The sequence below is a fragment of the Novosphingobium sp. B1 genome (assembly GCF_900176395.1).
GTDB lineage: Bacteria > Pseudomonadota > Alphaproteobacteria > Sphingomonadales > Sphingomonadaceae > Novosphingobium.
Genome location: NZ_FWXL01000005.1, coordinates 238,502 through 255,931 on the forward strand (window position 1 = coordinate 238,502; position 17,430 = coordinate 255,931).

A 17,430-nucleotide genomic window follows, 5' to 3' on the forward strand; every position below is an offset into this window, starting at 1 on the left:
TCTATACTCCTTCGGAGTGCGGTGGCCCCATCCGGGTCCACCTTGCGGCTCCGACCCACTCCCCCTCCCGGCCACCCAGATGCTACCTTCGCAGGGTAGCCGGGAGGGGGAGCGGTCCGCAGCCGGGCCTCGCTAAACCTTACTTCGGACGCTTGGCGCCGTACTTCGAGCGGGACTGCTTGCGGTCCTTGACGCCCTGCGTATCGAGCACGCCGCGCAGGACGTGGTAACGAACGCCAGGAAGGTCGCGAACGCGGCCGCCGCGGATGAGCACGACCGAGTGCTCCTGCAGGTTGTGGCCTTCACCCGGGATGTACGAAATGACTTCGCGGCTGTTGGTCAGGCGGATCTTGGCGACCTTGCGGAGAGCCGAGTTCGGCTTCTTCGGGGTGGTCGTGTAGACGCGGGTGCAGACGCCGCGCTTCTGCGGGTTCTGCTCCATCGCAGGGACCTTGGACTTGGCCTTCTGCGGTTCGCGGCCCTTGCGGACCAGCTGATTGATAGTGGGCATGAAGTACTCTTCACCTGCTTTGCCAGCATGGCGGAATTGCCATGCTGGGGTCGCCCCTTCCGGGCGGAAAACCGGTTCCCACTTTTCCTGAAACGGCTCGGCTTGCGCGCGCCACGTCAGGAAAGGCCGGGACCGGCTTGCGACGAGGCGGAAGGTGAAGGAATGCGGGACCCGCAAATGCGCAAAACCAGGGAAGCTGGCCGGATGACCCCTTCCCCACACGCAATCACGAACCGAAACGCTCCACCCGCAACTTTCGTCACCGGGTTACTTTGACGGATGACCTGGGGAAACCCAGACGCACCGGCAATGTTCAGCTCAAGCCACGGACACGGCCCAATCGTTTGGATGGGCCGCACCTGTGGAAGTGCGCCCCCCTACGCGGGTTTGGGGGTGTGGTCAAGGGGCCGGGCTTCTGAGCAGCCGATTCCGACTGCAACTGGGACGAATCTTCCATCCGCAGCCGCCTCGCCGAACGGTGGGTTCATCTGAAAGTCGCCATTTGCAATTGACCTGAAAAGTATGGTGTTTTGGGAAAATCATTGGCACCTGAAGCATGGACAAGGCTGGCGTTTGACTGCCATGGATCGGTATCGCTCACTGCCAATATCCACGGGAACCATGCTTCGACGTCGCTGTATCGCTGCATTGCTCGGTCTGGCGCTGGCGTCATGTGCGACCGGGGAGGCAGAGACTGGCGACGGCAGCACCGTCATCGACCATGTGACTGTCCTCGATGGCCGTGGAAGTAATGCGCTAACAGATGCGCGCGTGCTCGTGAGAGATGGGCGCATCGTCAGTGTTGGCCGTTCAATCGCTCCGCTTCCGCGAAATGCGGCGGTTACAAACGGACAGGGCAGATTCCTGTTGCCGGGCTTCATCGACATGCACGCCCATCTCCTGTTTCCAAGATGCTCGTCGGGAGACGCGGCACCGCAGTTCGACCGCGCCTTGTCGGAAAAGGCTCTGTCCAGGCAGATCGACTTCGGCATCACGATGGTTCGCAGCCCTGCGACACCGACGGTTGAGGGCTTGAAGCTACGCGACGATCTGAACGCTGGCATCGTGCGGGGACCGCGCGCGATCGCGTCCGCCGAACTCATAAACGATGCATCGTTGACGGCCCCGCAGTTACGCCAAGTCGTGCGTGATGCGCTTCCGTCTCGACCGGATTACTTCAAGGTCTATGCTCGGCTGAAACCGGAGCAGGTGGCCGTCGTCGTTGATGAGGCCCACCGCCATCGCATCCCGGTCATCGGGCATCTGCAACGAACGACTTGGGCGCAGGGCGTTGAACTCGGTGTCGATCATCTGGCGCATAGCGTCGACTGGTCAATCGACGACCTGCCAGCGAACCGGCGAGCCGCCTACACCGCCGCCATCAAGGGGGACGGCAGCTTTCGTTCTCGCATCGACTGGCTTGAAGCATTTGACCCGAACGGGATTGAGCAACGCCAACTCGTCGCAGCGCTGGCACACAAACGGGTGTCGGTCGACGTCACGCTGATCGCCTATGAGGGCAAATTCTCGAAACCTGCAGATGGCCGTTTCCGTCGAAACCCCTTCCTGCGCGCGTTCCCCGAACTTCGCAGCGACTGGGAACGATGCGGCGATGCCACCGCGGACTGGACCGCTGATGATTATCGACGTTGGCAGGGAGCAAAGCCCAAGCTCTGGGCTTGGATTAAGCGGATGAGCGACGGGGGCGTGCTGCTGGTGAGCGGCACCGACCTGACGAACGAGTGGATCGCACCCGGCGAAGGGCTGCATCAGGAGTTCGAACTGCTCGCGGAAGCTGGCCTGACGCCAAATCAGATCCTGCGCATGACCGGAGCAAACGCGGCTGAGGCCCTCCATCGAAGCGACGTGGGGATCGTTGAGGCAGGCCGGCGCGCGGATCTCGTGCTGCTTTCCGCCGATCCTCGCAAGTCTATCTCAAACACCCGGTCGATCGTCTGGGTCATGCAGGGCGGTCGCATCGTTTCCCGCGACGCACCGAAACCGTGAACGTCCTTGATCAAGCTGCGCAGCCCGTACACCTTCCCAATTGGAATTTTTTGCGAGACGCGCAGTGACAGCGCATAGGCACGAGGATGACAGGCTGGGCTTTCCCGAAATTGCGCATTGGAGATGGAAAAAACGGGACTGTCCGCAATCCTTGAGTTGCCGGTTTTAAAAACCCGTGGTGATTGACTTAACGGCAATGTGGATCCGCTGCTGTCTGGCGAGTCTAGACGCGCGCTCGGCCGGTTTCGTCAGCTCCAGCCCTTCGCGCCACCAAAGGTGAATGGCGATACTTTGTCGAGAGCCGCTTCGGGTGGCGAGCGGCTCACGGACGCACAGCGCGCCTGCGATTGTTTCGCCGGCTGACAGCTTGTCACCTACACGCGTGTAGTTTTGTGAGGGGCGGCTTCGCCCGATAATGACGCTGCGCTGTCGCGCCTTAATTTGGGCCTGCCGTCTCCAGCCCGCGAGAGGGGCGAAGCGGGCGCTTGGGCACGATCGGCTCCGACTCCCGGGAGCGCGAGGGTTATGACCCTCACATCTGGCCTTCCTTCTGATCCTTCCATGTTTTCCGCTTTCCTACATTTAACCGTATGGGTTAATTGCGGCCTTTCGGCAAGTTTTGGTTAGCGGAGGTGGTATGGCGGCGCGGGGGCGGACTTCCCGGGTTGCGCGGATGGATGCGGTCGATGACGCGGCGCTTGACTTCGCGCCGTTCGTGCATGTGGCGGCCCGGCGCAATTCGATCACGCCGGACAAGCAGCGGCGGTTCATTGCCACGCTGGCGGCGATGGGGATCGTCTCCCAGGCGGCGCTCTCCATCGGGGCTTCGGTGGAGGCGCTGTACAAGTTGCGGCACCGGGCGGGCGCGGAGGACTTTGCGCGGGCGTGGGACCTCGCAGTGGAGCGGGGCTATTCGCGGCTGGAGGACTGCGCGCTGGAGCGGGCGATTGCCGGAGAGGAGCGGCCGGTGGTCTCGCGCGGGAAGGTCGTGGCGACATGGACGCATCACAACACCGGGCTGCTGATGTTCCTGCTGCGCGCGCGGCGGCCGGACAAGTATGGCGCGGTGCGTTTGGCGGACTTGCGGCCGGGGCATCCGGTCTATGACCGGCTGCGGGCGGCGTGGCGGGCGGAGTATGAGGCGGAGGCCCATTCGCCGGGGAATGTCGAGGCGGTGCGGCGCTCGCTCCATGCCAAGCTGCTGGCGATCCGCGACGAGATGCTGGCGCGGCGCGGGGCGGGCTCGGGCGATGGGAGCCAAGCTGATGATTTCATGCAAGAATCTGAACTCGGCAGGGAACCGGGCGGCGCTGCTGCGGTTGAGGGTGATACAGGCTAATGGCCGGACTGTTGCGTGGGGCGGCACCTAGCGCGCACGGTCTGGCAGCCGGGCCGACGCCTTCGGGCGCGCCCGGCATCCAAGGCGAGGCTCCCTTCGTTCCCGGGGGGCCTCGCCTTTTTCATGTGCGGGCAGGGGCTATTGCTATGGCCAGTATCTATCATTTTGATTGAGATTCTTGTGGCGGGGTTAGTCGCCATGATGTAGTTTCCATGGTTACCGAATGCCCCCCGTGCGGGGCGCCCTCTATCGGGACGGCCCGCCAGCAACTGGGGCGTCGGAAAGGTGAGAGGTGTTGCCAATGGCATATGCAGTCGAACATTCCGGCAAGAGACGGGCGCAGGCACTGGTGGCAGTGGGTGCGCTTCATGGCGTGGCGATCTGGGCGATCGTCTCGGGCTTTGCGGGCGGCGTGATGAACGTGGTGCGCGACAGCCTGGTGGCGCAGCAGTGGAAGGACGAGGTGAAGATCACGCCGGTCGCCCCTCCCCCGCCCCAGCGCGAAAAGGCGAAGGCTTCGAAGCAGGCGGAAGCGACCGCGCCCGACAGCACGATCAGGCTGGCGACGGCGGACGAGGGCTTCGTGATCAAGCCGGCCGATCCGGGACCGGTGCTGCCGTTCGAGGGTGAGGTGATCAGGGACGTGGAGGTGACGCCATCGCCCTCGCCCCGGCCTTCGCCATCGTTCATCGCGCGGGCGGCGGTGCCCAAGGGGGCGCCGGGGGCATGGGTATCGAACCGCGACTATCCCACGGCGGCGATCCGCGAGGAACGGCAGGGCGTCACCCGGTTCGCCTTGCGCATCGGGCCGGACGGGCGGGTGACCTCGTGCGAGGTGACCGGATAGAGCGGATCGGCCGATCTCGATGCAGCCACGTGCGCCAAGGTGAGCGCGCGGGCGCGGTTCGTGCCGGCGCTGGGCTCGGACGGGATGCCGGCGAGCGGCACCTATGCGGGCGCGATCCGGTGGGTGCTGCCGTAAGGCAAGACTCTTGCCACCGGTCGGCCGGGCGGGGGGTGCAATTCCGCCCGGCCTTCCGGGGAACGGGTCACGCGTTGGCCTGACGGCAGGCGAGGACTTGGCCGGACAAGCTTTTACCCCTGGCCGAGCAGGTCCTCGCCGTCACGCGGGGGCAGGAGACTGGAGGTCAGCTTGAGGAAGCTGTGACCAAGCGCCGCCAGCGTCTGGTCCATGGCGGCGAGGCCCGAGGGGCTGAGGCGGACGAAGGTGCGGCGGCCGTCGCGGCCATCATCTTCGCGTTCGACCAGGCCACGCGCTTCGAGGATGCGCAACCAGCGCAAGGCGGTCGTCGGCGGAACGTGCGCGCCGATGCAGGCGCTGGTGGTCGGCACGCGGCGATTCTCCCGCGTGGAGATATAGAGATCGAGCAGGATGTCCCACGTGGGCTCGCCAAACAGATCGGCCGGCAGGAACTTGTGGCGGCGGCGGCGGCTGGCGTAGAGCTCGCGCGCAACCGCTGTAAGGCGGACGAGCGCTTCGGGATCCAGCGGTTCCCTGTCGGACAGGGCAGGCGAGTGCGTGTGGTTATCGGGCTCGGCACCGCTGCTGCGGCGGCCGATCGACAAGGTGCGGCCGTCGGCAAGCGTGGCGCGCATGGAACGTATGGTCATGAAGAATGCTCCCCGGATGCAGGCATCCCGGTCTTCCAGCGAGAATGTGCCGATGGATCTGGGCCAGGAACCTTCCCCAAGGTTCCACGCCGACAGGCGATTCAGTGCGCGAGCCGCCAGGCGTTATAACGGCCGATCCGTTCGACCCGGCGGACATGGGCAAGGGTGCCTGCAAGGATCGCACCTGCCTGTATGCTGATAGGCAGTTGCATCATCGCGAAGTACCCATATCGCACGACCGAAAGATCGATCAGCTTCGATACGTGTCCGAGAACGACGATGATCTGCGCGGAGCAGGCCCACATGGGCCAGCCGCGGTTGGCTTTGAGCGCAATCCACAACATGGACAGCATGGCCCACGTATCGATCACCAGGTGTCCGGGATTGACCGAGAAGAACACGGGATCACCGAACATGGCGTGGTTTGCGCCATCAAGCACTGCAGCCCCCACAATGATCGCGACAACCAGCCGCTCCGGCTCTTCGCCCTTGCGAAGAGCGAAGAGAAAGATGGCGGCAATCGCGATCCTGTAGAGCCAAATCATCAGCATTCCGGGGTATCACTCACGGAAGATCGGAAAAAAACAGCGGTGTTTCAGGCCGCGACAGAGATGGCGGCTGGCGTTGCCTCGGCGACCTGCCCAGTGGGCGGACAGTCATCGGCGAGAGTGGAGTGGACCTCGCGACCAACGTCGGTCAACTTGCCATGGACGCGAGCAAGTTCCCCGCTGGCATCGAGTACGGCGCGCTGGCTGGCAGCAAGACGCAGGATAGCCTCCTGCCCGGTGAAGGCACCCACCTGTGCTTCACGACGGGCACGGACCATGGTGGCGAGCAGGTTGGCCTGCCGGATCAGCGCTTCGTCCAAGGCAGCCTCGGCCTCGTGGAGATCACGCTGGATGCGCATACCGTGAACCGAGATGGCATTGCGAGTGGCAATCGTCGCCACATTGTCCTGATTGGTGTTCATCTTTGCTCCCACCCCCGGCTTGCGCCGAAGGACCCTTTGACAAAGGGTGGCGGCGCCCCCGCGCCGGTCACCCGTTTCCTGGAAGGAGAAGGTCTTCGCGGCCCGCCTTGCGATCAGCGATCGAGCATGACGGACAATTGGGCAAACATGCTCAAGCCACCAAGCACGATCAGGATCAGGAACACCGTTATGCCGCCAATGTAACCCAGCCGCAGAAGGGTGCCGTTAGGCCCGTCGAACATCTCCGGGAGGACATGGTAAAAGGCTTCGGGCTGATCCCTGCCGGACAGGTCAGAGACCTGTTCCTTGTGGGCAACGTGATCTCCGGCGCCGACCTCTGGTGCCTGGTGCACCTGCGCCGGAAACCAGGTTTCAGCCGCTTGGCCATCCTTGTCTTCCTGCCTTGGTGATGCGACGGGAAGCGGCGGAAATCCTACATGGGAAATTTCATATACGGGTTGTTCGTATGTCTCGATCAGGCGGCGATAGGCCTGTGCCACTTCCCCTCGCGTGGCAACGCCAAGCTTCGCCCGGGCCAGCATGATCCGCTGATCGACGGTGTGAGGGGAAATACCGAGCAGGCGCGAAATCTCCTTGGAAGTCTTGTGCTGGATAAGCAGGTCAAGAACCTCGCGCTGCTTTCCAGTCAACTCGACAAGGGGGTTTTCGAACACATCGCCGGCGATTGTCATTGCAGTAGCACCCTGGTGTCCCCCGCGCTGCAAGATTAGGTAAACGCGAGTATTAAGTATTGTGCAGCAAGGATGAACAATTTCCAATCGTTCATTCGTTAACGCGACCACAGGAATCGGTTCGTTTCGGCACGCAATGCATGCGCAAGCATCTGACATATAACCTTTGATAAGGTATGCACATTTCACCGGATCGGGCACATGTTCGGCGGGGAGTCGAATCGAGGGCGATTTGCAGGGCGGCCTAACATTAATGCGCAAGACCGGCAGGGTCATTGCAACAGGGCGAGCCATACTTGCCCTGACCTTCATCCTTGCGCTGTTTCTGGATCCGTCCATGCCGGTGCGCTCGGCGCCGTTCGGCTATTTCCTGCTGTTGATCTACGTGCTCTGGTCAGCCTTGCTGATGGTCATCGCCTGGCGCAGCTGGTGGCTGGACTTCAGACTGGCGATCCCCGCTCAAGGCATCGACATCCTGATGTTCCTGGCGGCGGTTTATTTCACCGAGAGTCCCTTTTCAGAGTTCCAGTCCCCGTTCCTGGCGTTTGCCGCCTTTCTGCTGGTGGCTGCCATGGTGCGTTGGAACTGGCGCGCGACCGCCGCGACAGCCGTGGTCCTGCTGGTCGCCAATCTCACGTTCGGGTTTGCGCTAAGCGAGTTCGGGATCGATATCGACCTTGTCCGCTTTTCGCGTCGGACCATCTACATCATCCTCCTGTCGTCCCTGCTCATCTGGCTGAGCATGTCGCGCGGGTCAGGCAAGGCTGCAAACGTTCCCGAGCCACCAGGCATTCCGGGCGAGCGACGGGACCTTCTTGTAGATGCGGCCCTTCGCGAGATTGCCACATCGATTGATGCAGAATGCGTTGCCCTGGCGTTCGCGAAGGGTGAAGAGCCGTGGATCGACCTGCGCATGCTGTGCAAGGGTGAAATCACGTCGCAGCGGCTCTCGCCACAGCAATTTGCCGAGGAACTGCTGGAACTTGACGCCACGGCGCTGTTTTCTGCCAATCGAAACCGTCGGCTCGAACTGTCAGATGATGGGGTCATTCGCGCGGTTCCCGACATGCTGGAGTCCGAACTGGCCAAGCATCTCGACGTCGTCGAAGGCCTGATTGCACCGGTGCGCAGTGTCAGTGGCAGTGGCCAGATCATGGTGTGGAACATCAAGGCCGTTGGCTTTGACGATGTTGGCCAGATCGGCCTGTTTGCCGAGGAAGTGGGGCGTGCCCTCGACCGCGAGGAAATGGCCAGCCTTGCCCGCAACGCGGCGGAGGCCGGTGTGCGACATGCCCTTGCACGAGACCTGCACGACAGCGTTGCCCAATTTCTTGCCGGGACACTTTTCCGGCTCGAGGCGCTGCGCAGGTGGATCCGCGAAGGGAACGACCCCGAGGGCGAGATTGATTCGATCAAGAACGCGCTGCGCCGCGAACAGGGGCAGTTGCGCCTGCTGATCGAGCGGCTGCGCCGAGGTGAGGACGGCGATCGCCAGACCGAGATTGCCGAGGAACTTCGCGACCTGCTCGCAGAAGCAGGCGCGCACTGGCACATCGATACCGAACTGGACCTGCCGGAACATCCGCTGCCAATTTCCGTGCAATTGAGCCACGAGATCCGCCAGCTCGTCCGCGAAGCCATTGCCAACGCCGCGCGCCACGGCAAGTGCCAGAAGGTCCTGGTGCAGCTGGAGGATGAAGGGGCCCTGTTGCGCCTGAGCATTGCCGACGACGGTATCGGGTTCCCGCCGACCCGAAGCCCTTCGCGCCCACGCTCAATCAGCGAGCGCGTCGAAGCACTGGGCGGGAGCTTTCAACTTCACAGCAACAGTCGAGGGGCAAGGCTGGAAATTGCCCTAAGGTCCGGAGAACACGCATGATCCCAGTACTGGTGGCAGACGACCACGGCTTCATCCGCGCCGGTGTGGAAGCGGTGCTGCGGGGGACGCAATTCTCCGTCGTCGCCGCAACCGCGAGCGGCGAGGAAACGCTCGACGCAATCAAGACCCACGATCCGGCGATCGTGCTGCTCGACATCAACATGCCGGGCATGAACGGCGTTCAGACACTTGAAGTGCTGCGCAGCCGCGGCGACATGCGGCCCGTCGTGTTGCTGACCGCCGAAATCAACGACCGCCAGCTGATCAAGGTCATGCGCGCGGGGGTGGAGGGCATCGTCTCGAAGGACGGCGCCGAGGATGGCCTGATCGACGTGCTGGAAAAGGTGCATCAGGGGCACAGGGCAATTGCACCGAGCTTTCTGCAAAGAGCGCTCGATCTCTCGCTCAAGCCCGAAGCGATGGGCCCCTTGGCCAAGCTGAATCCGCGCGAGCGCAAGATTGCCGCGCTTGTGGCCCGAGGCTTGCGCAACCGCGACATCGGTGCCGAGCTTGGCATCGGCGAAGGGACCGTCAAGGTCTACCTCCACACCATCTACCAGAAGCTCGGCATCGAAAATCGCACCGAACTTGCGCTCATGGCCGTGAACGAACAGGACACCTGACGCCTGCACGGATCAAAATGCAGGCTGCCTTGTTGATGGCGGCATGGATCTTCTAGCCACCAAGCTCCCCTGCCCGCGCCTTAGTTCCAGCCGGATATTGGCCCGACTTGTACTGATCGGCGCGTGCGCGTTCCTGCCCGGAACCGCAGCGCGCGCGGAGTGGATGAGCGGCAGGCAACTCGCCGAGACTTGCGCCACCGGTGTCGCCGTCGACCGGGCGATGTGCGTGGCCTATGTCATGGGCGTGCTGGACGGCTATCGCGAACGCGCCCAGCCGGTGCGCACCCCGGCCGACGCAACGGCAGGGCAAGTGCGCGATGTTGTCGCCGCATATATCGCCGAAAATCCCGAAAAGCTGGCGCTGGAGGGCCGCGAGCTGGTCAAGGCCGCGGTTGTTGCCAAGTGGCCGGAACTGCAGCCCAAGGCCGCGCCAGCCAAGGCCAAGGCGCGTCCTTCGACCAGGACAAAGGCCCGGACGCGCCGTCGCAACTGACGCCCCGGCGCGCGATCAGGCCGGCTGCAACAGCACGGTCGCCGCAGCCGTATTGCTGATGGGAATGTGGTAGTTGCGGCTGACCTGTCGGCAGCGGCCCTCACCCATGGCACCACGCGCGGCGATCCAGTTCAGGATTTCGACGCCCTGCGTGCCGGCAAGCTGGGCAACCTGTTCGGGTGTATGATTGGTCAGCGCCTCGGGATTGGCAGCGAGATTATCGAGGCAGAACAGATCGTACTCGGGATTCATGAAGCCCGCGCGCGGGCCGTCGAGCTGGTGCGACAGACCGCCGGTGCCGCAGATGAGGATGCGTTCGGCCCCGCTCCAGGTCTGCAGCGCGCGATGCACGGCGCGCCCCAATGCAAGGCAGCGCTTCGGACTGGGCAGCGGATACTGCACGGTGTTGATCGAGATCGGCACGAGCTTGATCGGCCAGCTTGGCGCATCCGGCCAGGCAAGTTCGAATGGTATCGAGACGGCATGGTCGACGAGCATGGTCTGGCAGGTGGTGATATCGAACTCGTCGCGCACGAGGCTGTCGATGAGGTGCCAGGACAGCGCCGGATGGCCGGCAAAGCTCTTGTAGACGGGCAAGCCCCAGCCCTCGTCGGCGTTGTCGTAGGACGGGGCTGCGCCGACGGCGAAGGTCGGCATCTTGTCGAGAAAGAAGTTGAGGCCGTGATCGTTCGAGAAGACCACCGCGACATCGGGCTTTTCGGCAGCGAGCCATTGCCGGATGGGAGGAAATCCGTCGAAGAAGGGCTTCCAATAGGGCGTGTCCTGATCGCCGCGCACGATGGCGCCGCCGATGCCGGGCACATGACTGGTGAAATAGCCGCCGACGATCCGGGCCATCATGCATTCTCCTTGTGCGGAACGTGGCTGGCCCAGCCTGCGAGCATGGCCTTGAAGGCATCGACCGACATGCCGGTCTGCAGTGCGCCCAGATCCTGCACGCCGAGTCCGAAGATGCCGGCGAGCTTGGCGAGGTAATAGACGTTGCCGCCAGCCTCGAGCATGGCGAGGACATCGCGGTCGGCAACGGCCTTGCGCTGCTCGGCCGTGAGATGGAACCGGGCGCAGTAGGCCTCCTCGTCGGCGAGGAAGGCCATGCGGTTGGCCTCTTCGTTGAAGGAAAAGCACATGGCGTTCAGGGCGTAGCCGCGCGTTGCAAGGTCGCCGTCAAACAGCGGGATGGCCTTGCGCAGTGCGGTGTCCGACGGTTCGGTATCTTCAGGCATGGTTCGAATCTCCCGGCCGGGCTGGGCACCGACCGCAGACATTCATATGCAACACATACAATCGTGCCTTGATCAGGATCAAACACGTTAAGAATAGATAAGTAACGTAACGGAGTGTCGCCGACAGACCGGCTCGGCTAGGTCGGCGCGATGGCCCTCTCCAACGCAGAACGCCAGCGCCGATACCGGCAACGTCTCAGAGCGAAAGCTTCCGGTGCCGCCGTGGTCGATCAGGTCGAACTCGCGGTAGAGCGCGCGATCCATGCCCTGTGGGCCTACCATGAGCGCCCCTCCCCCACCGGCCTTGCCTGGAGCGAGATCGACGGATGCAGGACGCTGGGCGAGTATCGTTCCGAGCTTGAGCGCTCGCCCGCCAATCTTGTCCAGACGTGCCGGGCGTTCCTGCCGGGATTCGAAGGCCTGACCATCGACGAAGCGCGCGCAGTTGCCGACATCGTGCTCCTGTCCGATGTGCTGCGCCTGGCGCCCCGGACACCGATCACCATCTCCGACGGCTCTGCACAGGACTGAACCCGGTCTCACCATATCGGGCGCAAAACTGACCATAAATCTTGCACTTAGGTCCGAAACGGTCATAAGCCGTTCAACGGCGTGACGCACCTGGTCGCCGGTGCGGATGCCGTGGGAGATGCGGTACGTGAAAGCAGGGGAACTGCGAGGCACAGGACTGGTGCGTCGGCTGGTCGAGCCCGACCGATCTGTAAGTGAATCATTTGCATGGCTCGGTGGGCTGCTGATCGTACCAACCGCGATTCGCGCCTCTGTCGACACCGGCGCGCTTGGCTTGCCTTTCATCACCTACTGGCCAAGCCTGCTGATCTGTTCGCTTGCCTTGGAAGCGCGCTATGCGGTCGTCTTTGCCGTGGTCGCCGCGATTACGGCGCAACGGCTCTTTGGTGGCGGTGCCTGGTTCGAAGCGGTAACTGCAGGGCGCGTGGTCTTCTTCGTCCTGTTTGCCCTTTCGGGTGGACTGATCATCGCCACGGGAGCGACCCTTCGCGGCGCGATGCGGGCTGTGAGTTCGATCAATGCCCAACAGGAGCATTACAACCGCGAATTGCGCCACCGCGTGCGCAATATGCTCACCCTGATCCAGGCCTTGGCATCGCGCGGCCCGCGGGCCGCTTCGCCGATGGATTTCTACAAGGAGTTCAGCCAGCGCATCGACGGACTGGCCGCAGCAAGCGACCTTCTGCAGATCGGTGCCGAAGCGGAAGGCAGGTTGCCCGAACTGGTGAGGAGCACGACCGCGCCGTTTGACAGCAATGGGCGTATCCGGCTGACCGGAGAACCCTGCCGGTTACCGACCGGCAGTTGCATTCCCCTGATCATGGCGCTGCACGAACTCTGCACGAATGCGGTCAAGCACGGCGCGCTGTCGAATGACGGCGGGCACGTCGAGGTCAACTGGTTCATCGGCGCAGAAGGACAGACGCTCTACCTGTTATGGACAGAGCGCGGCGGCCCCCGGGTGCTGCCACCGGCGCGCGAGGGCCTGGGAACGCGGCTGCTCATGCCGCAACCCGGTATCGAGGGGCTTGAGCTGAACTTCGACCCGGATGGCGTGTGGTGCGAAATGCGCATCAATGGCGCACAGGCGATTACGGGATAATCTTGCCGGCGGCCCGAGCACCGATGATCAGAAGCCGGCCTCGATCGCCACGCGAATGGCATCGGCGCTGGTCTTCACGTCCAGACCCTTCAACACCGCCGATCGGTGCATCTTCACGGTGCGCTCGCTCAAGCCCAGTTCGTAGGCGATCTGCTTGTTGAGCTTGCCCGCCGCCATCAGCACCAGGATTTCCTTCTGGCGGCGGCTGAGGCGTTCCACGCGTTCGGCTGCGCCATTTCGGCGGACGTCGTTGGCCGCACCCTGTTCCTCAGCCAGTTCGACCTGACTTCCGAGGAAATATTCGACCTCGCCCTCGGCATCGAAGATCGGCGCGACCATCACGGCATTGCGGAAGCGGGTTCCGTCCTTCTTGTAGTTGATGATCTCGACCATCACCGGCTGCTTGCGATGGATACCGTCGCGCAGAACCCGCGCCTTGTCGTCCTCCGTCGTCGGTCCGCGAAGGAAGCGGCAATTGCGGCCGATGATCTCCTCGCGGCTATATCCGGTCAGTTCGACGAACGCGTCATTGCAGGCAATGATCGGGTTGTCCGGCAAACGCGGATTGCTGATGACGGCGGCCGTCGGGCTGGAGGCGATCATCTCGGCTATGGACATGTGTGCACATATACGCCCCTTTGCGCGCTTTGCCAGCCCGTGCCCTTTGGTCCGTGTTGTTCCCGAGGGGGTCGGGGCGCATCCGGAAACCATCCAGCCACCCTTTTTTCGCGCCGGATCGGAGCCTTTGCCGATGAACGTGTTGTCTCCTTCCCTTGCCGCCTCTTCGGGCATGGCGGACGTTATTGGCGAGGACGGCAAGATCGTCGTTCCGGCCGAAGTCGAAGATGCCATCCGCACGCTGATCCGCTGGTCGGGCGACGAGCCGGAACGCGAGGGGCTTATCGATACGCCCAAGCGCGTGGCGCGGGCCTGGCGCGAATATTGCCGTGGCTATGCCGAGGACCCCGGCCTGCACCTCTCGCGCACGTTCGAGGAAGTGGGCGGCTACGACGAGGTCGTGCTGTTGCGCGATATCCCGTTCCAGAGCCATTGCGAGCACCACATGGCGCCGATCACCGGCACGGCCTCCATCGCCTATCTCCCGAAGGACCGGGTGGTCGGCATCTCGAAGCTGGCGCGCGTGCTGCATGGCTTTGCCAGCCGCCTGCAGGTGCAAGAGCGCCTGACGGCGGAAGTCGCCAAGTGCATCTGGGACAATCTTCAGCCGCAAGGGGTCGCGGTGGTAATCGAGGCGCAGCATGGCTGCATGACGGGACGGGGCGTCAGGACGCATGGTGTGGGGATGGTGACGAGCAGGATGCTCGGCTGCTTCCTTGACGACGCCAGCAGTCGCAAGGAAGTCCTGGCGTTGATGGGACGTGGCTGAGCCCGCGCAGAAACCGATGAAAATGCATGTTGCCATTGTCGGCGCAGGAATGTCCGGGCTTTCCTGCGCCTCTCAACTGGTCCGCTCCGGCCACACCGTCGCGCTCTATGACAAGGGTCGCGGCCCCGGGGGGCGAATGTCGACCCGCCGCATGACAACGCCGCTGGGCGATGCCCACTTCGATCACGGCGCCCAATATTTTACCGTGCGCGATCCTGCCTTCATGGCGCAGGTGGCGCGCTGGTCCGCCAGCGGCGTCGCGGCACCCTGGCCTGCAGCCGGAACGGGCGCATGGGTAGGCGTGCCGACGATGAATGCGGTGATCAAGGAAATGGCCGACCAGCACGACGTTACATTCGGCTGGCACGTGCGCGGACTGGTGCGGCGCGATAGCCGCTGGTTCCTGACCGGAGAAAGCGCGGCCGGCGAGCGCATGCAGGAAGGGCCGTTCGATGCAGTCGTAGTGTCTATCCCGCCTGAACAGGCCTCGGCCATCGTGGCTCTGCACGATCTGTCACTGGCGGCGACGGCGCTTGCTGCGCGATCGCAGCCGTGCTGGACGGGCATGTTTGCCTTTGCCGAGCGCCTGCCGGCGAAGGCCGATACCGTCCGCGAATCCGGCCTGATAAGCTGGGCCGCGCGCAACGGCGCAAAGCCGGGGCGCAAGGGCCCGGAAACGTGGGTTGTCCAGGCGAGCCCGCACTGGTCGATGCAGCATATCGACGACACGTCAGAGCAGGTTTCAGCCGCCCTGCTGGCCGCTCTTGGCGAAGCGCTCCGACAGGATCTGCCCGAACCCGTCGTCGCATCAGCGCACCGCTGGCGCTATGCCATGTCGACCGGGAGCAATCTTGGTGCACTGTGGAGCACGCAATCGAAAATCGGCGTGTGCGGCGATTGGCTGCTGGGGCCAAGGGTCGAGAATGCGTGGATCTCGGGGCGCAGACTGGCAACGCAGATGATGGCCTACGAGCGCGAGGAAGTGGCCTAGACCCGCTTCGCACCTGCGACTAAGAGGGCGGCCATGACTTCATCGGACGCATCGCGCAGCACGTCGCCCATCCGCGGCAATTTCGAGCAGGTGACCGATGGTACCTGGGCCGGTTGGTGGAAATGGTCGGGCAAGGATCCGTTCGAGGACGGAACCGGTCCGTTCTACGTCAGGCGTGACGAGCGGGGCATTGTTACCGGATTCAAGCCTGAGGCAAAGAACCTCAACGGACACGGCATCGTCCACGGCGGATCGCTGATGACCTTCGCGGACTTCTCGCTGTTCATGGTCGCAGCCTCGAACGGCGACGAAGTGACCGGGGTGACGGTGACCATGAATTGCGAATTCATCAGCGCTGCCGAGGCTGGCGATGTGCTGACGGCGCGGGGCGAGTGCGTGCGGGCCGGCGGAAGCCTGGTATTTGCGCGCGGCACGGTATTGCGAAGCACGGAAGGCGGCGAGCAGCCCGTGCTCAGTTTTTCCGGCACGATCAAGCGCGCCCGGCGGACGTCTCACTAAGGCCGGAACAAGCCGGCTTCAGTCACTGGTTGTCCTTGCAGGGCCGAAATCGACCGGGCCCAACTGTGTCGTGCTTTCCAGCAGCGCAGTCTTTGCAGCAGCGATCTGATCGGCAACGGCGCCCATCGCCAGGGATTCGGCTTCGCTCAAGGCCGCGTCGAGCGATTTCCTGAGACTGAGATAGCGTGCCAGCGCCTGTTCTGCTTCTGCCTTGGTGAACACTCTTGTCCCCTCACGCAAATTGCCTGTCTGCATCTGATTGGCCAGAATGCCCCGTTCCGCTCGTCACAGCGCCCTTATCGAGAACTGCAAGAACGCAAGCGCGCGCATTTGACCGTGACCACCCGCCAACACAACGCAAGTTGCGCCAAACGGTTCCAAGCTCATCGCAAGTATTGTGAAGTTTAATGTACGTTAATTAACATAAGTGACAATTAGAGGGCAGGTATTATTTCCTGCCACCTTGAATTGGACGCTGGGCAACACTTGGACACACGGCGTGCCGACAGTCCGCGAGCATTTGTAAATGGCAGAAAACTGCGCCTTATGCCGCTTCTGCTGCTATTTCCTGCATCTGTTGGCGCAGCCATGTCAGTCCTGCATCGTCGGCGCGGGATTCATGAAATTGCATCATTTCCTGCATGCGCGGAAACGCGAAGGGCAAACGTGCCCATGCGAGATTGAAGCGACGGGCGATCTGCCGGACGAGGCGCTCGTGAAGGACGGCCAGGCGCGGGGTGCCCTCGATGAACCAGGGCGCAGACGCGAAGCTCGATACGGTTACCTCGACCAGACGTTTGCGGCCCATGCGGGAAAGCGCAGAATCCGCAAATGCCGGGGTCCGGTTTGCGCCGAAGGCCACGGTGACATGTCCGGCGGCGTAGAAGTCCTCGACCGTCAGACCCTTGGAGAAAATGGGATTCTCCGCCCACCCGACGACGACCTGCTCTTCCTCGAACAGCACCTCGTGGGGGTGCCATGTGGCAAGGAACGGCTCTGGCGTCACGAGCAGATCGGCCTTGCCCGCCTCAAGCTCGTTGGCACTGTGTTCGGTGGGCTGCATGATTTCCAGGCGGATGCCGGGCGCGGTGCGGGAAAAACGCTCGATCAGCGGCACCAGGACCGCGACCATGATGTAGTCCGAGCCGATGATGCGGAAGCGCCGGCTCGAGGTTGCCGGATCGAACGCGGTGGGCGTGGAGATTGCCCGTTCCACGCCACGCAGGGCCAGCTGGATCTGCGGGTGCAGGCCTTCTGCGAACGGCGTGGGGTGCATGCGCTTGCCCACGGCGACAACGATCTCGTTATCGAAGTAATCGCGCAACCGGCGCAGCGCGGCGCTGGTCGCCGGCTGGGTCAGTCCGATCCGCTCGGCAGCGCGGGTGACGCTGCGGGTTTCCATCAGCGCGTCGAACACGACGAGCAGGTTAAGATCCAGCCCCTTGAAGCGCATCGCCCTGCCCTCTCCTGATCAATCGCGCGGTGATTGGTAAAGCGTCCAGACCACAAT

At 63.3% G+C, this 17,430-nt stretch carries 21 protein-coding genes; 11 read left to right on the plus strand and 10 right to left on the minus strand.

All coding sequences use genetic code 11. The annotated features are described in order from the left end of the window. Window positions 1-139 precede the first annotated feature (139 nt). Window positions 140-511 (minus strand): 30S ribosomal protein S12, encoded by a 372-nt coding sequence (gene rpsL, locus B9A23_RS11095; protein ID WP_011444902.1) that lies wholly within the window; start codon window positions 509-511, stop codon window positions 140-142. A gap of 522 nt (window positions 512-1,033) precedes the next feature. Between rpsL and B9A23_RS11100 the strand changes: the two genes are divergently transcribed. The 3 genes from B9A23_RS11100 to B9A23_RS11110 all read left to right on the plus strand — a co-directional run bounded on the left by B9A23_RS11100 (window position 1,034) and on the right by B9A23_RS11110 (window position 4,704). Next, window positions 1,034-2,518, plus strand: coding sequence for an amidohydrolase family protein (locus B9A23_RS11100; protein WP_084278988.1), 1,485 nt, complete (start codon window positions 1,034-1,036; stop codon window positions 2,516-2,518). A gap of 673 nt (window positions 2,519-3,191) precedes the next feature. After that, a complete protein-coding gene (locus tag B9A23_RS11105) occupies window positions 3,192-3,857 on the plus strand; it encodes a hypothetical protein (protein ID WP_176217962.1) in 666 nt (221 codons plus the stop codon). A 301-nt stretch (window positions 3,858-4,158) separates the two neighbouring features. Continuing rightward, on the plus strand, window positions 4,159-4,704 hold the full coding sequence (locus tag B9A23_RS11110; protein ID WP_084278989.1) for an energy transducer TonB: 546 nt from the start codon (window positions 4,159-4,161) through the stop codon (window positions 4,702-4,704). Window positions 4,705-4,952: 248 nt separating this feature from the next. Here the strand turns inward: B9A23_RS11110 and B9A23_RS22255 are convergent, their stop codons facing one another. From B9A23_RS22255 to B9A23_RS11130, 4 genes are all read right to left on the minus strand, one after another. After that, complete coding sequence (locus B9A23_RS22255) at window positions 4,953-5,489, minus strand: winged helix DNA-binding protein (protein WP_139797425.1); 537 nt, start codon at window positions 5,487-5,489, stop codon at window positions 4,953-4,955. A gap of 101 nt (window positions 5,490-5,590) precedes the next feature. Further along, on the minus strand, window positions 5,591-6,034 hold the full coding sequence (locus B9A23_RS11120; RefSeq protein WP_254895077.1) for a hypothetical protein: 444 nt from the start codon (window positions 6,032-6,034) through the stop codon (window positions 5,591-5,593). A gap of 50 nt (window positions 6,035-6,084) precedes the next feature. After that, window positions 6,085-6,459 (minus strand): hypothetical protein, encoded by a 375-nt coding sequence (locus tag B9A23_RS11125; RefSeq protein WP_084278991.1) that lies wholly within the window; start codon window positions 6,457-6,459, stop codon window positions 6,085-6,087. A 113-nt stretch (window positions 6,460-6,572) separates the two neighbouring features. Beyond that, window positions 6,573-7,151 (minus strand): helix-turn-helix transcriptional regulator, encoded by a 579-nt coding sequence (locus tag B9A23_RS11130; RefSeq protein ID WP_084278994.1) that lies wholly within the window; start codon window positions 7,149-7,151, stop codon window positions 6,573-6,575. A 253-nt stretch (window positions 7,152-7,404) separates the two neighbouring features. Here B9A23_RS11130 and B9A23_RS11135 point away from each other — a divergent pair, with 253 nt between their 5' ends. From B9A23_RS11135 to B9A23_RS11145, 3 genes are all read left to right on the plus strand, one after another. Further along, window positions 7,405-9,030 carry a sensor histidine kinase gene (locus B9A23_RS11135; protein WP_084278996.1) on the plus strand — a complete coding sequence of 542 codons (1,626 nt, stop codon included), beginning with the start codon at window positions 7,405-7,407 and terminating at the stop codon, window positions 9,028-9,030. Further along, complete coding sequence (locus B9A23_RS11140) at window positions 9,027-9,653, plus strand: response regulator (RefSeq protein WP_084278997.1); 627 nt, start codon at window positions 9,027-9,029, stop codon at window positions 9,651-9,653. Before B9A23_RS11135 ends, B9A23_RS11140 begins: the two co-directional genes overlap by 4 nt. Window positions 9,654-9,750: 97 nt before the next feature. Beyond that, the gene (locus B9A23_RS11145) at window positions 9,751-10,146 is read left to right on the plus strand and encodes a Rap1a/Tai family immunity protein (RefSeq protein ID WP_139797426.1); all 396 of its coding nucleotides are present in this window, start codon (window positions 9,751-9,753) and stop codon (window positions 10,144-10,146) included. A 15-nt stretch (window positions 10,147-10,161) separates the two neighbouring features. On the opposite strand, the gene B9A23_RS11150 is transcribed toward B9A23_RS11145, so the two are convergent. Together B9A23_RS11150 and B9A23_RS11155 are read right to left on the minus strand one after the other, a co-directional pair. Beyond that, window positions 10,162-11,004, minus strand: a complete 843-nt coding sequence (locus B9A23_RS11150; protein ID WP_084279002.1) for a class III extradiol dioxygenase family protein — start codon at window positions 11,002-11,004, stop codon at window positions 10,162-10,164. Next, complete coding sequence (locus B9A23_RS11155; RefSeq protein WP_084279238.1) at window positions 11,004-11,390, minus strand: protocatechuate 4,5-dioxygenase subunit alpha; 387 nt, start codon at window positions 11,388-11,390, stop codon at window positions 11,004-11,006. Before B9A23_RS11155 ends, B9A23_RS11150 begins: the two co-directional genes overlap by 1 nt. Before the next feature lie 150 nt (window positions 11,391-11,540). Here B9A23_RS11155 and B9A23_RS11160 point away from each other — a divergent pair, with 150 nt between their 5' ends. Continuing rightward, window positions 11,541-11,921, plus strand: coding sequence for a hypothetical protein (locus B9A23_RS11160; RefSeq protein ID WP_084279004.1), 381 nt, complete (start codon window positions 11,541-11,543; stop codon window positions 11,919-11,921). Window positions 11,922-12,048: 127 nt separating this feature from the next. Next, window positions 12,049-13,023, plus strand: coding sequence for a sensor histidine kinase (locus B9A23_RS11165; RefSeq protein WP_176217963.1), 975 nt, complete (start codon window positions 12,049-12,051; stop codon window positions 13,021-13,023). Between the two features lie 27 nt (window positions 13,024-13,050). On the opposite strand, the gene B9A23_RS11170 is transcribed toward B9A23_RS11165, so the two are convergent. Then, window positions 13,051-13,641 (minus strand): PAS domain-containing protein, encoded by a 591-nt coding sequence (locus B9A23_RS11170; RefSeq protein WP_084279007.1) that lies wholly within the window; start codon window positions 13,639-13,641, stop codon window positions 13,051-13,053. A 172-nt stretch (window positions 13,642-13,813) separates the two neighbouring features. On the opposite strand from B9A23_RS11170, the gene folE reads away from it, so the two are divergent. Genes folE through B9A23_RS11185 form a run of 3 tightly spaced genes read left to right on the plus strand, consistent with a single transcriptional unit; the run spans window position 13,814 to window position 15,920 of the window. Beyond that, complete coding sequence (gene folE, locus B9A23_RS11175) at window positions 13,814-14,410, plus strand: GTP cyclohydrolase I FolE (RefSeq protein ID WP_084279010.1); 597 nt, start codon at window positions 13,814-13,816, stop codon at window positions 14,408-14,410. 22 nt (window positions 14,411-14,432) lie between these two features. Further along, on the plus strand, window positions 14,433-15,401 hold the full coding sequence (locus B9A23_RS11180) for an NAD(P)/FAD-dependent oxidoreductase (protein WP_176217971.1): 969 nt from the start codon (window positions 14,433-14,435) through the stop codon (window positions 15,399-15,401). Window positions 15,402-15,434: 33 nt separating this feature from the next. Then, window positions 15,435-15,920 carry a PaaI family thioesterase gene (locus B9A23_RS11185; protein WP_084279012.1) on the plus strand — a complete coding sequence of 162 codons (486 nt, stop codon included), beginning with the start codon at window positions 15,435-15,437 and terminating at the stop codon, window positions 15,918-15,920. Window positions 15,921-15,938: 18 nt separating this feature from the next. Here the strand turns inward: B9A23_RS11185 and B9A23_RS11190 are convergent, their stop codons facing one another. Together B9A23_RS11190 and B9A23_RS11195 are read right to left on the minus strand one after the other, a co-directional pair. Beyond that, window positions 15,939-16,142 carry a hypothetical protein gene (locus B9A23_RS11190; protein WP_084279014.1) on the minus strand — a complete coding sequence of 68 codons (204 nt, stop codon included), beginning with the start codon at window positions 16,140-16,142 and terminating at the stop codon, window positions 15,939-15,941. Between the two features lie 322 nt (window positions 16,143-16,464). After that, the gene (locus tag B9A23_RS11195) at window positions 16,465-17,373 is read right to left on the minus strand and encodes a LysR family transcriptional regulator (RefSeq protein WP_084279016.1); all 909 of its coding nucleotides are present in this window, start codon (window positions 17,371-17,373) and stop codon (window positions 16,465-16,467) included. Window positions 17,374-17,430 lie beyond the last annotated feature (57 nt).